Origin of the sequence: Litorivivens sp., from assembly GCF_041624475.1 — a bacterium.
GTDB lineage: Bacteria > Pseudomonadota > Gammaproteobacteria > Pseudomonadales > Spongiibacteraceae > Litorivivens.
Genome location: NZ_JBFJUX010000003.1, coordinates 212,009 through 225,355 on the forward strand (window position 1 = coordinate 212,009; position 13,347 = coordinate 225,355).

The 13,347-nt window shown below is 55.6% G+C and carries 12 protein-coding genes; 8 read left to right on the forward strand and 4 right to left on the reverse strand.

Annotated elements, in window-relative coordinates; translation table 11 throughout:
- Nucleotides 1–9: 9 nt before the first annotated feature.
- Genes ABY734_RS05645 through ABY734_RS05655 form a run of 3 tightly spaced genes read right to left on the reverse strand, consistent with a single transcriptional unit; the run spans nucleotide 10 to nucleotide 2,433 of the window.
- The gene (locus tag ABY734_RS05645; protein ID WP_372778028.1) at nucleotides 10–1,152 is read right to left on the reverse strand and encodes a hypothetical protein; all 1,143 of its coding nucleotides are present in this window, start codon (nucleotides 1,150–1,152) and stop codon (nucleotides 10–12) included.
- On the reverse strand, nucleotides 1,149–1,769 hold the full coding sequence (locus tag ABY734_RS05650; protein ID WP_372778029.1) for a hypothetical protein: 621 nt from the start codon (nucleotides 1,767–1,769) through the stop codon (nucleotides 1,149–1,151). Before ABY734_RS05650 ends, ABY734_RS05645 begins: the two co-directional genes overlap by 4 nt.
- Entirely contained in the window at nucleotides 1,720–2,433 is a 714-nt protein-coding gene (locus tag ABY734_RS05655; RefSeq protein WP_372778030.1) for a DUF1499 domain-containing protein, read from the reverse strand. The genes ABY734_RS05650 and ABY734_RS05655 overlap by 50 nt, the downstream gene beginning before the upstream one ends.
- A gap of 143 nt (nucleotides 2,434–2,576) precedes the next feature.
- Here ABY734_RS05655 and ABY734_RS05660 point away from each other — a divergent pair, with 143 nt between their 5' ends.
- A complete protein-coding gene (locus ABY734_RS05660) occupies nucleotides 2,577–3,353 on the forward strand; it encodes a glucose 1-dehydrogenase (RefSeq protein ID WP_372778031.1) in 777 nt (258 codons plus the stop codon).
- Between the two features lie 146 nt (nucleotides 3,354–3,499).
- Here the strand turns inward: ABY734_RS05660 and ABY734_RS05665 are convergent, their stop codons facing one another.
- Nucleotides 3,500–4,336: a MerR family transcriptional regulator gene (locus tag ABY734_RS05665; RefSeq protein WP_372778032.1), complete on the reverse strand. Its 837-nt coding sequence runs from the start codon at nucleotides 4,334–4,336 to the stop codon at nucleotides 3,500–3,502.
- Between the two features lie 284 nt (nucleotides 4,337–4,620).
- Here ABY734_RS05665 and ABY734_RS05670 point away from each other — a divergent pair, with 284 nt between their 5' ends.
- From ABY734_RS05670 to traF, 7 genes are read left to right on the forward strand one after another with little or no spacing between them, the layout of a single operon-like run.
- Nucleotides 4,621–7,092, forward strand: coding sequence for a TonB-dependent receptor (locus ABY734_RS05670; protein ID WP_372778033.1), 2,472 nt, complete (start codon nucleotides 4,621–4,623; stop codon nucleotides 7,090–7,092).
- A 14-nt stretch (nucleotides 7,093–7,106) separates the two neighbouring features.
- Nucleotides 7,107–7,787, forward strand: coding sequence for an START domain-containing protein (locus tag ABY734_RS05675; protein ID WP_372778034.1), 681 nt, complete (start codon nucleotides 7,107–7,109; stop codon nucleotides 7,785–7,787).
- A 39-nt stretch (nucleotides 7,788–7,826) separates the two neighbouring features.
- Nucleotides 7,827–8,681, forward strand: a complete 855-nt coding sequence (locus tag ABY734_RS05680; RefSeq protein ID WP_372778035.1) for a metal-dependent hydrolase — start codon at nucleotides 7,827–7,829, stop codon at nucleotides 8,679–8,681.
- Nucleotides 8,678–9,691: an alpha/beta fold hydrolase gene (locus ABY734_RS05685; protein ID WP_372778036.1), complete on the forward strand. Its 1,014-nt coding sequence runs from the start codon at nucleotides 8,678–8,680 to the stop codon at nucleotides 9,689–9,691. The genes ABY734_RS05680 and ABY734_RS05685 overlap by 4 nt, the downstream gene beginning before the upstream one ends.
- Nucleotides 9,691–11,229, forward strand: a complete 1,539-nt coding sequence (locus tag ABY734_RS05690) for a flavin-containing monooxygenase (RefSeq protein WP_372778037.1) — start codon at nucleotides 9,691–9,693, stop codon at nucleotides 11,227–11,229. Before ABY734_RS05685 ends, ABY734_RS05690 begins: the two co-directional genes overlap by 1 nt.
- 21 nt (nucleotides 11,230–11,250) lie before the next feature.
- Entirely contained in the window at nucleotides 11,251–12,084 is an 834-nt protein-coding gene (locus ABY734_RS05695; protein ID WP_372778038.1) for an SDR family NAD(P)-dependent oxidoreductase, read from the forward strand.
- 17 nt (nucleotides 12,085–12,101) lie between these two features.
- Nucleotides 12,102–13,241 carry a conjugal transfer protein TraF gene (gene traF, locus ABY734_RS05700; RefSeq protein ID WP_372778039.1) on the forward strand — a complete coding sequence of 380 codons (1,140 nt, stop codon included), beginning with the start codon at nucleotides 12,102–12,104 and terminating at the stop codon, nucleotides 13,239–13,241.
- Nucleotides 13,242–13,347 lie beyond the last annotated feature (106 nt).

The following is a 13,347-nucleotide window of genomic DNA, read 5'->3' on the forward strand; positions in this document are numbered from 1 at the left end:
TACTCCCGATCAAAACCGGTAGCCGGCCATGAAAATAAAGTGTTCGGATCGTTCTGCTATTTCTTGGTTGCGATTGTCGATGCGTGGAATCGGGGCGGTCCCGCGGATGCCGTGGATCTCGGCGGCAAACAGCCATTGTGGGTGAGGTTGCCAGCGTGATCCAAGCGTCGCTACGCTCGAATCCGTCTGGTTGGGCTGCTCACGATCGCCCAAGCGGTGGTCGAAGCGGCCATAAACCGTAAACTGTTCGTCTATATGGTAATCCATCTGTAGATATGCCGATTCAGACTTCGTATTGCCGGTTGCCACCAGGTTGAAAGCAGGTGCAATAAAAGTCGAGTTTATCGACATGAGTGAATATTCTGCCGTTATCGATGTTTTTCTACCATTGTACTGCAGCGATAATGCGGTAAGCGTGACATCGAGGTCGGCCAGTACGCTGGTACTGTTGAAGGTGAGTGCGGTGTTGAAGTAACTCAGTGCAGTCTTCCAGCGGTCTCCGGGCAGCCCTGCGCTCAGCTGTACCGAGATTGGGCTTTGCAGTTCAGCATCGCCGGCCAGTGTCGCGGCGCTGCCGAGTATATTGGCGACAGTATCAGAGCTGACCTCTTTGTTTTTACCGAAGGTGCCGGTGAAGTTAACATAGTAGTCTTTCTCGTCCCAGTAGCTGTGTAACTGTGCGCCGTCGCTGGAAAAAAACAATTCACGAACACCAAAACTTTCAAGATAAAACTGCGGCAGTAAAATTGACGGTCGGGTAAAAAATACGTCGCGGGTTGAGTTATAAAAACCAAAATGATTGCGCACACGGCCAAAACGCAGGCCAGTGCCCGAGTCAGTGCCCTGGGATAGAAGAAGGTCGGCGTAGAGGTAGTCTGTGCGCACACTGCCGTTGTCACCACGACCGGCATCCCTGGCGAACCACTGCCCGGAGAAGCTTAGTCGGCTGCTCAGGCGGTAGCGCCCGCCAGCGCCGGCTTCGTGGTATTCCCAGGATCCGTCAGTGCTGTCGCCGAAGATGTCATTGTTTTTGCTGTAAAGGTATCCCTGGCTGACAAAGCCATGCAGGGTCAGTGGTTGCTGTTCAGCGAAGCCATTTCCTGACAGCAAGCCGGCCAGCATCAATGCGAGTCTATAGGGTGGCTTTTTCAAAACCGTATCGTCCTTTTCGTTTCCGAATTAGCTTCGGTACCGACAAATTTAACATCGCTGGTATTGCCGGGCAGTCGATTGATGTATCCGATCGCACCAGGTGTGGTGCGAACTCGCTCAAAGAGGTTGTAGGTTGTGCCGACTTCGATTGGCCGCACGCCGGAACCGGTAAAGGTGAGATGGTTCCACTGCCGCTTGAGTACATAGGGGAAGGTTTTCAGATAGAGCGTGCAGAACCTCAGGTGGAGAGGATGCGTATCGGGCAGCACAAAAACGGTAATGGGGGTGCCGTCGGGCCAGGTCTGCATGCGCCCAAAAAAAATGGAGCGCAATGCGGAATTGGAAAAGCCAGCTGGCAGCGTAACTTTGGTGTTTATGATGATCTGGGGTTCGGGATCTGGTGCGTTGGCGGTTGCCAAACTGCATGAGCATGCCAGCAAGATTAGAATTGCTGCTCGACGGGCGATGGTTTGCTTTGCAGGCGACCGAGTAGCCTTCTTAGCCGCGCAGATGCCGGCGATGAATGCTTTTGTCTGACAGAAAAAAACGCCCATGTTTAACAAGAGCTCACTCAATTTCTCGGAAATAGTCGACGAATTTCTGAATCCGGCGCGCATTGGCACCCATGTCGCCTTGCCCAACTCTTGATACAGAGCGTAGGTCAATTCGGGTTGGCTCGCTACTGGCGTTTATATGTATCAGGATATCGTCTTTAAAACCGAACCAGCGGGTGGTTGCTACCGCTTCAATCTGGCCCTTTTCGGGATCGTCGTAATAGACTTCCCAGCCCAGCTTGTTGGCCACAGCCAACGCGACCTGGTGGGCCTCTTTGCCGCTGAGCTCGGTGGTCAGTGTCTGGAGTTCCGGATAGGCCTGGCGTTGGATTTCGGCAAGCTCCGGCGTGTAGGCCAAAGGATTGGCGTCGGAGCCACGCTGTTTGGGCGCGGCGATAAACTGCGGCGGATTATCAGGGGCAGTTGTGACATTGTGAATCATCGGCGCATCGCCGGCGCTGAATACGCTGAACGCGAACAGGCCGATGGCGGGCAATGAGAGCAGGGCGGCTCTGCTCAAGGCCTTGCGACCAGCTTCACTTGGCTGGCTTCGGGTAAACAACCCGGCCAGCACGATCACGAGCAGTCCAAGCAGGGCCGCGAGCAGATACATGAGCAAACCATAGCGAAAGTGAAGCAGGTTCCAGCGGGTGGCGATGACACTGAGGGGGAGGAGGCTGAGGCTGATCCAGGCCAGTACGGTGGCGCTCCTTGCTATCCGGGACATGATGCTACCTTCTTGAATTTTTTGAAGATTATAGAATTGTAACTATAGCACGGCTTTTCAAGGTGCAGGCAGCATGCTTTACTAGCGCGCCGCTGGGGGCTCACCTCAGGCGAGACATCCACGAGCTGTAATCGGAAGGGAACATGAATCGAGTAAAAGACAAGGTCTGCATCGTGACAGGTGCGGCCAGCGGAATGGGCCGGGCTGACGCGAAAATGCTGGCCGCTGAGGGCGCGAAGGTCGTACTGACTGACCTGAATGAAAAAGACGGGCACGCGGCAGCCGCCGAAATTGGCGATAAGGCCTTGTTTATCAAGCATGATGTCAGCAGCGAAGCGGACTGGGAAAAGGTCGTTGCGACAGCCGTTTCCCACTTTGGTGGCCTGGATGTGCTGGTAAACAATGCCGGCATGATGACCATGGGTTCTGTGGTCGACTGCACGCTGGAAGACTACCGCAAGGTCAATGCCGTCAACAGTGACGGCGTTTTCCTGGGCTGCAAGCACGCCATTCCAGCCATGGAAGCCACTGGCCGCGGCGGCTCCATTATCAATATGTCATCGGTTGCAGCCTTGCACGGTATGTCCTTTATTGCGGCCTACAGTGCCAGCAAGGGCGCCGTGGCGGCTCTGACCAAGTCAGTTGCCCTCTACTGCCGAGAGAAACGCAATGGTATACGCTGTAACTCGATTCACCCCGATGGTGTGAAGACGCCGATGGTGTTCAAAGTTGCAACCGGTGCCGACAGCGCTACTCGCGAGGAAATTGAGTCGCTGTCGACCGAGGCCAACCCGATGTGTGAACCTGAAGACATTGCGGCTCTGGTCGTTTACCTGGCTTCTGACGAGTCGAAATTCGTCAATGCCGCGGAAATGCTGATAGACAACGCCGCGACGGCGACGCCGCCGGTGGGTGTATAGCTCGAATAGTCTGCACAGACGATGAGCCGGGGGCGCTGTCCGCCGACAATGGCGGCAGGTAACGCGTAAGTGTTATTGATCCCCGTCCAGATAGACACCTCAGGCCAGCCATTGCTGGCCTTTTTTACTGCTGTTAATCGGCGTCGTTACTTGTCGCGCCTGGACTCCAGCGTTTTCAGAATGCCTTCCAGCTGGTCCGCCAGAATATTACTGGCGGCCATTTCCATGGCGCGTCCCAGCTCGGCTTTTACTACAATTTCGGCCATGGGCCGCATGCGCCAGATCAGGTCGATGATTTTGGGGAACTCTTCCTTGGGTGGCAGGGGTTGTTGCTGATAGGGCTTCAGTACATTTTCTGAAATCAGACGAACAAACTCCTTGGCGACTTTTTCGACGTTGTCTCGGCTCATCCGCAGTATTTCCAGCTGATCGCCCATCGGGATGCCCATCGCGCACAGGTCAGCGGCTACTTTGAGGGTGCTCATGCTGCTGACGCGAACCTGAGTACCCTGGACTTTGGCAATGCCCAGCTCGCCGGCAAGGCGAATATTGGCCGGGGTGAGCTGGGTACCGAACATCTTGACCATCTGGGTCATGGAGATGATTTCCGGGGCTTCTTTGGCCCAGGGGCTGTTGATGGCTGATTCCATACCCAGAATTTCAGACAGGCCAACGCCTTGTTCCAGCCCGGAAATCAGATCGAGGATGCTGGCGAGGGTGTAACCCCGATCCAGCAGATTGGCGATAACCCGCAGGCGGGACAGGTGCTGATTGTTGTATATCCCTTTGCGTCCCCGCAGGGTGGGGGGCGGCAGCAGACCCTTGTCCTGATAAGCGCGGATATTGCGCACCGAGGTATTGGCCGCCAGCGCCAGTTCCTCAACGGTGTATTCCTGCTTTTCCTCCAGCGCCGCGCTGTCATCGGCATCATTCTGTTGCCGGTATTGCGCCAGGTTCTGGATGGTTTCTTCTGGAAACTTCATGAAGTAATGGCCTGGATTCTCTCTGTCTATTGCAAATATTTCTATAAAAAATGGGTGCTGCAGCACATTGCAGCCGATCTACAGAGCCGAGACTTTTCGCTAAGTGATTGAAAAGACAAGGCTGGCTGAAATGCTGCGCGACCGTGGTCAGTTCAGCCAATGACCATTCTACCTGCCTGCTCCTATCTTGACATCAATTAATGATAAGATGTATGTTACATCAAATGATGATACATACTGCGATGTGTCATATGGCGATGTTAATACCGAAAGGGATGATAATAATGAAGCGTTACCGATTTTTGTCGCTGCCACTGTTGATGGGACTGGTGTCGCCGATGGCTCTGGCCAAGGCTGTGCTTGAAGAGGTGATTGTCACCGCCCAACACCGGGCGCAGAGTCTGCAGGATGTTCCGGTCTCGGTCAGTGCCATCGGTGGTGACAAAATGATCGAGGCGGGCATCAATCGCATGGAAGACCTGCAGGCCTATGTGCCGAACCTCACCGTAACCGAAAGCGGTATCAGTACCGATATTTTCATTCGCGGAATAGGGACCGGTATGAACCAGGGCTTCGAGCAGTCTGTGGGGATGTACGTCGATGGTATCTATTACGGTCGCGCCCAGCTCGCTCGGGCACCGTTTCTCGATTTGGCTCGGGCAGAGGTGCTGCGTGGTCCACAGAACATTCTGCACGGCAAAAACAGCATTGCCGGCGCAGTGAACCTTCACACGGCGAATCCCACTGATGTCTTTGAGGGCTTTGTCTCCGGTCTGTATGAGCCGAATTTTGATGAGAGGGTCTTTGACCTGGTCTTGTCGGGCCCCATTACTGATGATCTCGGCGCCCGTTTTTCTGCCCGCTTGCGCGATTACGGCGGCTATGTCGAGAATCTGACACTGGATCGCTTTGGCCCTCAGCACGATCAGGCGACCTACCGTCTCAAATTCAACTGGGCCGCCAATGACGATACCACGGCGTCGCTGAAGCTGGAGTACGGCAAGTTTGACACTCTGGGCCGTCACGCGGAAGTCATTCGCGACGATCCGTCGACGTCGTCAACCCTTCTGTTTGAAGGCCGTACCGAGGCCGAAATTCTCGATCGCACCTTCTTCCCGCCGCTGGTGGATGTGGATACCGATGATTCGGTGCGCAATAACTTCCAGGATTTCAAGGGCTCGTCCAACGGCAATTTCAGTAATAACGAAACCTACAACATGACCTTGGATGTCACCTGGTTGACGGATGCCGGCAACGAGTTCAAGTCGATCACCGGTCTTATGGCTTACACCTATGACGATCTTTGTGACTGCGATTCCACAGCCGCGCCACTATTCAAACTGGAGCTGGCGGAGGACTACCAGCAGTTCAGTCAAGAGTTGCGCTGGGTATCACCGGTAGGTGAGCCGATTGACTACATCGGTGGTGTTTACCTGCAGCGGACCGACCTCACTTTTAACGACAAGCTGGTTCAGGACTCTGAAGTTGTCGTGCAGTTGCTCAATGCCGCTGATTTTCAGGATGGCGGCACCCGCGGTGACTACGACCCGAATCCGCTGGGTATTGCACCGGAAGAAGTGGCGGGTATTGGCGATGCGGGTAACGCGGTGGCGAATATCACGGCGCCGCGTGAATTTACCAGTGTGTCCGATATTGCGTCGGCCTTTATGCAGGCCACCTTTAATCTGGCCGAGACTTTCCGCGTTACCCTGGGTGGACGCTACACCTACGAGAGCAAGGAAGGCAGCCGCTCGCTTGATCTGGCGGACCTTAACGGCAACAGTCTGCCCATTGGCGAAGTGGATACCGTCGCAGCCATCAGCTTTGCGGCAGAGCGCCATGACCTGAAAGGCGAGCGCAGTGAAACCCATTTCTCGCCGCTGCTGAACATACAGTGGGATTTCTCTCTTGAAGGCATGGCCTATTTTACGGCGACCCGCGGTTTCAAGGCCGGTGGCTTTGATGCTCGCTCGAACCAGTCGCCGAGTGCCGAGCTGACCCCGGCGAATCCCGGAGCGGCTATTCCCAACCGCACCTCGCTGGTCGGTACCTTTGAGTACGACGAAGAAATCGCTACCAGTTACGAGCTGGGCATGAAAACCGGCCTTCTCGACGGCGCTGCGGAGTTGAATCTGGCTGCGTTCTATACCGTCTACGAAGATCTGCAGATCAGTATTTTCGACGGCACACTAGGCTTCAATGTCGGCAACGCCAAAGAAGCCATCACCCAGGGCATCGAATTGGACGGTCGTTACCAGGTAACCGAGTACCTGAGTCTCGGCGGCGCCCTGGCACTGCTGGATTTTGAATTCACCGACTTCAAGAACGGCCAGTGCCGTCAGGGCCAGACGCCCACATCCAGCGATGGCCTGTACTGCGACTACACCGGCCAGAGCAATCAGTACGTGGCGGACTGGTCAGGCACGTTTATTGTCGGCTACCTGCGCCCCATCAGTCAGACGCTGGGGATTGGTGTGACGCTGGATGTTGTATTTACCGATGATTACAACCCGTCTTCCAACGTTGACCCACGCGTCGAGCAGGACGGCTTTACTAAGTTCAATGGTCGCATTGGTATTGGCGCCATTGATCAGAGCTGGGAGGTATCACTGGTCGGCAAAAACCTCACTGATGAAACCGTGATCGTTTACGCCGCCGATACGCCCCTGGCGCATACCATCTTCGGCGCTACGACCTTTACCGGTTTTGTTGAAGCGCCGCGTTCCGTTGCCCTGCAAATGACCTACCGCTGGTAGTTGGAGAAATACGAATGAACTGCATGAACAGCTTTTTCTCACTGTGTGTGGCACTGCTGCTGTTACACGTGGGCGCTTCCGGGGCCTTTGCTGAGAGCAATGGCTGGGTGCTGGAGCATGATCAGGACGGCGTGACCGTTTACACACGTAACGTCGAGGGCTCGGATTACAAAGCCTTTAAGGGTGAAACCGTTATCGATGTTGAGCTGAATCGGGCGCTGGCGCTGATGGACGATACAGCGGCCTGTGTGGACTGGATGCACAGCTGTAAATCACCGGTGCTGATTCGTAAATTGACGCCACTCAAACGCTATACCTACATGGTCAACGATTTTCCCTGGCCGGCCAAGGACCGCGCCTTGCTGCTGTCGGCCACCATCAGCCAGGAAATGAGCAGCCGCGTGGTAACTGTGGCGCTGGAAACCGTTGCGCTGGACAGCCTTGAGCCTCCCTATAAGGCCAGGGTGCCGCTTGATAACGGCGCGGTGCTGATGGAGCGAGCTGAGGGCTTTTTCCGCTTTACGCCGCTTGACGGTAACCGTACGCATGTGGAGTACCAAATGCATATCGAGCCGGGTGGGGCGCTGCCCGCATCCATCGTCAATGCCAAATTGATCGAGACGCCGTTTAACACGCTCAAGGCAATGCAGAGTGTGGTGACGGAAGCAAAATACACTGATTTCAGACCCTTTTAATCAACCGGCGGCCGCTATGGCCGACTCAAGGAGATTGTCATGAATAATGATGTAATGCCTGTCCGCAGAAACCTGAATTTTCATCTGCCTGCTGAGCGCATCAGTGACTGGCACAGCGGTAGTGTTCATATTTCCCACTTCCTGAATGCCATGTCGATATTCTTCCCGGTGGGCGAGCGCTTTTTTATCGATAGCGTGCGCCACTACCGCGACAAGGTCACCGACCCAAACTTGCAGGAAGCCGTGAAGGGCTTTATCGGCCAGGAAGCCATGCACGGTCGCGAGCATGAAGAATACAACGACGCCCTTACTGCCAAGGGCTTGCCGGCAGACCGCTACGAAAACATTGTGCTCAAGCTGCTTAATTTTTTCCGGCGCTTTACCCCAAAAGGTTCTCAGCTCGCGGGAACCATTGCGCTGGAACATCTGACGGCTATTCTCGCGCACCGTATCCTGGTCGACAAAAGCCGTATGGCTGACGCTGAGCCACGCTATGGAGCCATATGGCACTGGCACGCGCTGGAGGAGACTGAGCACAAAGCCGTGGCCTATGATGTGTATGGTGCGGTGATGAAAAATGGTTTGCTGGCTTATCTGCGTCGCTGTTTCGCGTTGATTATGTCCACCACGATTTTCTTCATCATGCTGACACCGTTTTATCTGGGCATGGTTGCTCGTGAAAAAGGGCAGCTCTTCAATCTGAAAGGGTGGTGGAAAGTGACTGTCTTTCTGTGGGGCCCGAAAGGCGTTTTACTGCGCGCCTTGCCGGACTGGCTGGATTTCTTCCGTCCCGGATTTCACCCCTGGGATCACGACAATCGCGAGTTTCTCCAAGAAATCGATGATTTGGTTACCGAGGTTGAATCCTATAAAGCCCAGGGAGCTGCTGCGTGACCACGGTCGAGAGCTCCACTGTCACCGCACCGGCTGAGTCGGCTTTCGCAGAGTTGGAGGCTCTTTTTGCGGCGACGCCTTTGGCAGCAATAGACCACGACGCGCTGCGCCAGTGGCAGCCGGGCTCAAGTTTGTGGGGGCGGCTAAAACCGGTGATTGCACGTCGGGCTGGAGCTCGAATTCGCTGGGCAGAGGTGGATGGCCATCGGCTTAATTACTGGGATACCGGCGCCAGTGACAAGCCGGTACTGGTATTGATTCACGGCTTTGGCTCCAGCAAGGAAAACTGGTCCTTTCTCAGTGAGCTATTGCATCGACACTACCGCGTGCTGGCCCCCGATCTGCCGGGCTTTGGTAACAGCAGCTTTCGGGTTGATTGCGACTACAAGGTCACCAGCCAGGCGGAGCGTATCGCACAATGGCTGAAAGATCTGAAGGTGGATTCAGCCTTCGTCGCGGGCAGCTCTATGGGCGGTGCTATTGCCGCCCAGCTTGCAGCCAGTTATCCGCACCTGGTCAGCGGCCTGTGCCTGATGAATGCCGCCGGCGCACCGGCAACCCGCGTCAGTATGCTGGAGGCGGGGATTCTTGCAGGACGCAATTTTCTTGTGGCTAACCGCCCGGCGGAAGCGCAGAGGGTATTTCAAATCTGCTTTCATTCGCGCAAGCGCGTGCTCGGCGCCGTGTTTGCGTTTTTGATGGGGACTGAGATGGCGCAGCGGGCCATCGTCAACCACGCTATCTTTTCGGATCTTGTACATTCGCTGGGCGATGTGAATGCCTGCTTGGGGCAAGTGCAGGCACCGACCCTGGTTCTGTGGGGTGACAGCGACCGAGTGCTGGATGTGAGTTGTGTGGATGCCTTCCTCGCGGCCATTCCCCAGGCCAAAGCCATGGTGTTTCCCGAGACCGGTCATCTTCCCATGGTCGAACGACCGAAAGATACCGCCACCGTTGTGCGCGCCTTTTTCAGTGCGCCTCACGGTATTGTGAATACGGAGAATGTTTAATGACGACTCGCAGACAGGATAGTGGCGAGCTGCTGGATACGGCCATTGTCGGTGCCGGGTTTGGCGGCCTTGGCTTGGCCATAAAATTATTGCAGGAAGGGCAGAGCAATTTCGCTATCTTTGAGAAATCCGGGGATGTAGGTGGTGTCTGGCGCGACAATATCTATCCCGGTGCGGCCTGCGATGTGCCCTCGCACCTGTATTCGTTTTCCTTTGAGCCGAACCCGGAGTGGAGTCGCACCTTTGGTGGTCAGTCAGAGATTCATCAGTACCTTCAGCACTGCACTGACAAGTACCAGCTGTGGGGAAAAATCCGTTTCAACGCCGAGGTAACGGCGGCGAAGTTTGATGAGCAAAACCACCTCTGGACACTACATTTTGCCGATGGCGGCGCGGTGCGCGCGCGCGCTGTAGTTTTTGCTGTGGGCGCCTTGAATGTGCCGGCCTATCCAAATATTGAAGGTCTGGACAGCTTTGAAGGCAAGATCATGCACACCGCCGAGTGGGACTCGGACTGCGATCTTAGGGGCAAGCGCGTGGGCGTAATCGGGACCGGCGCCAGCGCGATTCAGGTAGTTCCCGAAATTCAGCCAGTGGTTGAATCCCTGTCCCTGTACCAGCGTACGGCGCCCTGGGTGATGCCCAAACGCGATGGCTGGATTCCACCGCGCTGGCGCAAGCTCTACGCCCGCTTCCCGCTGTTGCAGAAACTGCACCGTATAGTGCAGTACTGGATGTTTGAGTCAACCGCACCGGTCATGATCAAAAACAACTGGATGACTCGTTTTGGGGAGAAACTCGGCCGTCGCTATCTTGCACGCATGATCAAAGACCCGGTTCTGCGAGATAAAGTAACGCCGAGGTATGCGCTGGGCTGCAAGCGGGTATTGCTGTCCGATGACTATTATCCGGCGCTGACCAGACCCAATGTTGAGGTGTTGACGGACGGCATTGCGCGCGTCGATGAGGCCGGCATCGTCAGTCGCGATGGCAGTCATCAGCCGCTGGATGTCATTGTCTTGGCGACGGGCTTTAAGGTGCCGGCTGCGGGTGCGCCCTTTCCGATTGAGGGGCTGGGCGGAAGACTGCTCAACGATGACTGGCGCAGCGGGTCTGAAGCCTACCTAGGCATGACGGTAAGCGGTTACCCGAATATGTTGTACATTATGGGGCCGAATACCGGGCCGGGTAATATCTCGGTTATCTTTTATATCGAGTCGCAGTTGCGCTATATCATGGCCTATTTGAGGCACCTGAGTGAGCGCAATATCGCCGCGCTGGATCTTAAAGCCGAGGTGCAGAGGGAATTTAACGATCGTCTTCAGACGAAAATGCAGAACACTACCTGGATGTCAGGTTGTGACAGCTGGTACCTCACGGAAGATGGCAAGAACACAACGCTCTGGCCCGGTTATTCCTGGCAGTACCGGATGCAGGCAAAGCATTTTGATCCGAGCATTTACCGGAGCCAGCGTCGGCCCATGAGTGTGCCGCAGGTAGATGTTGAGCTGGGCGAGCCGGCGACAAGCTCCAGTTAAATTTATAAAAAGGATGTATCGATGTTTGATTTGAAGGGCAAGGTTATTGCCGTTACGGGAGCCGGGTCCGGTATTGGGTTTGCCCTCACTGAACTGGCCTTGCGCAGTGGGGCAAAGGTAGCGGCGTCGGATGTGAAGCCCGATTCGCTCAGCGCTCTGCAGGAACGTTTTCCGTCTCAGCTTCATATTGCGACGCTGGATGTGTCAGAGCGAGAGAGTTTTGCTGACTGGGCTAAATGCGTGGTTGAGCACTTTGGCTGCTGTGATGTGATTATCAACAATGCCGGTGTGTCCCTGTCCTGTCGCGTGCAGTCAATGCAGCGGGAAGATCTGGAATGGATGATGAATATCAATTTCTGGGGCGTGGTGAACGGTGTTGAAGCCTTTCTGCCGCACCTGCTGACGCGCCCGGAAGCGGTGGTGGTCAATATCTCCAGTCTGTTTGGTTTGATCGCGGTGCCGTCGCAGTCTGCCTATAACGCGGCCAAGTTCGCGGTGCGCGGTTATTCGGAATCCATGCGTCAGGACCTGCGCGATACTCCGGTCAAGGTGGTCACTGTCCACCCTGGTGGCGTGAAGACCAATATCGTGATCAACGGCAAGCATTTTGAAAGTCTTGACGGCAGCAGTACCAATACCGAAGAGTCAGCCGCCATGTTTGAACGGATTGCCTCGACCACGCCGGAGCGCGCTGCACAGATCATTCTGCGCGGCGTAGAAAAAGGTAAGCCGCGGGTGCTGATCGGCCGTGATGCGGTGTTTCTCGATTTACTACAGCGTTTCCTGCCAGGGCTTTATGACCGCGTGACTGTGCCCGTGTCGTTGCGTGGCCGTCGGCGGATGGCCACGCCGTAGTGGCGGAACCTCGTCGCTTGGCTGTTTTACCCTCCCTTGGCCGAAGCCTGTGCTCGGCCCTTTTTATTTTTGGCTGTCTCGCGACGCCGCTGCTGGCACACGAGGCAGACTCCACGCGTCGAAACCTGCAACCTGTTCTGGGAAATGCCGCCCAGCGTCCGGATTTGGTTGAAACCGTTGCACACAGTAGTGGCTATACTTTTCTCAATGACCGGGAAGAAATGCTCGACGACCTGCTGAAGGCTCGGCGCGAGGCAGCGGCACTGGAATCCAGCGTTCGCCGCTTTGAATACCGCCCGGGTGATGAAGAGCCGCTGATCAGGCGGCTGCAATCGCTGGACAACACTGCGACGACCTTTCAGGCCGGGATAGGGCTGGTCATTGGCGGTCCGGTTTTTGATGACCGCTACACTGTCAGCGCGCAGGCTCATACCCGTTTTGCCGGCACCTTTGACTATGTCGAGTCGGATGAACCCAAGCTTCGCCTGGCGCCGGTGATTGCCTTTTTCGAACTGTCGGAACTGGAGTCTCGGGCGCGGGTGTCGGGTTACGGTGTCGGAGAGGTGGCCTTGCATCGTCGGCTGGACGAAGTGAATATTACGGCGACCACCGTCAGTACCAGTCTGAAATATCAGGCGATTTCCCTCTATGAAAGGGAAGTGCCGATACAGGATTATCGGGAAAGCGATTTTTTCGAATTGAGTGGCTTCACGCGTGACTTTCACCGGGCCAATGTCGACCTGTCCAGCTCGACGGAGCTGGGCCGCTGGCGCGTCGGCTTGACCCTTCGCGACCTGTTTGAAAGCACCTATCGCGGCCCGCGAGGATCGACCTTTCACTTGCGAACCCGGGGTGAATTGCGGATCGATTATCAATTTGACTGGGCTCGGGTAAGCCTGTTTCAGGAACTGACGCCACAGCCGGCTTTTGGCGAAATGAAAGGGCGGCGCGAAACCGTGTTGGGCGTCGAAAAACCGATTTCCAGACGTTTTGTGGTTGGCGCCAGTTATATGCATGTGGCCAGAGATCGGGATAACGACTCGCTCAGCCTGTCCCTGAGCTATCACTTGCTGGACAGTTTTTATATCGGCGTTACCGGCACGGCTGCGAGTGATCGAGAGCTGGGAGGCGCGTTTCGCCTGCAGCTGCCTTTCTAGGGCACCTCTGATTAATTCGGCGATAGCTCAGGCTTTGCGTTGATTTGCCTGTCAAGGCGCGGTCACGCAGGAAGGCTGGTTGCCTTTCAAGTGAGCGCAACGCAGT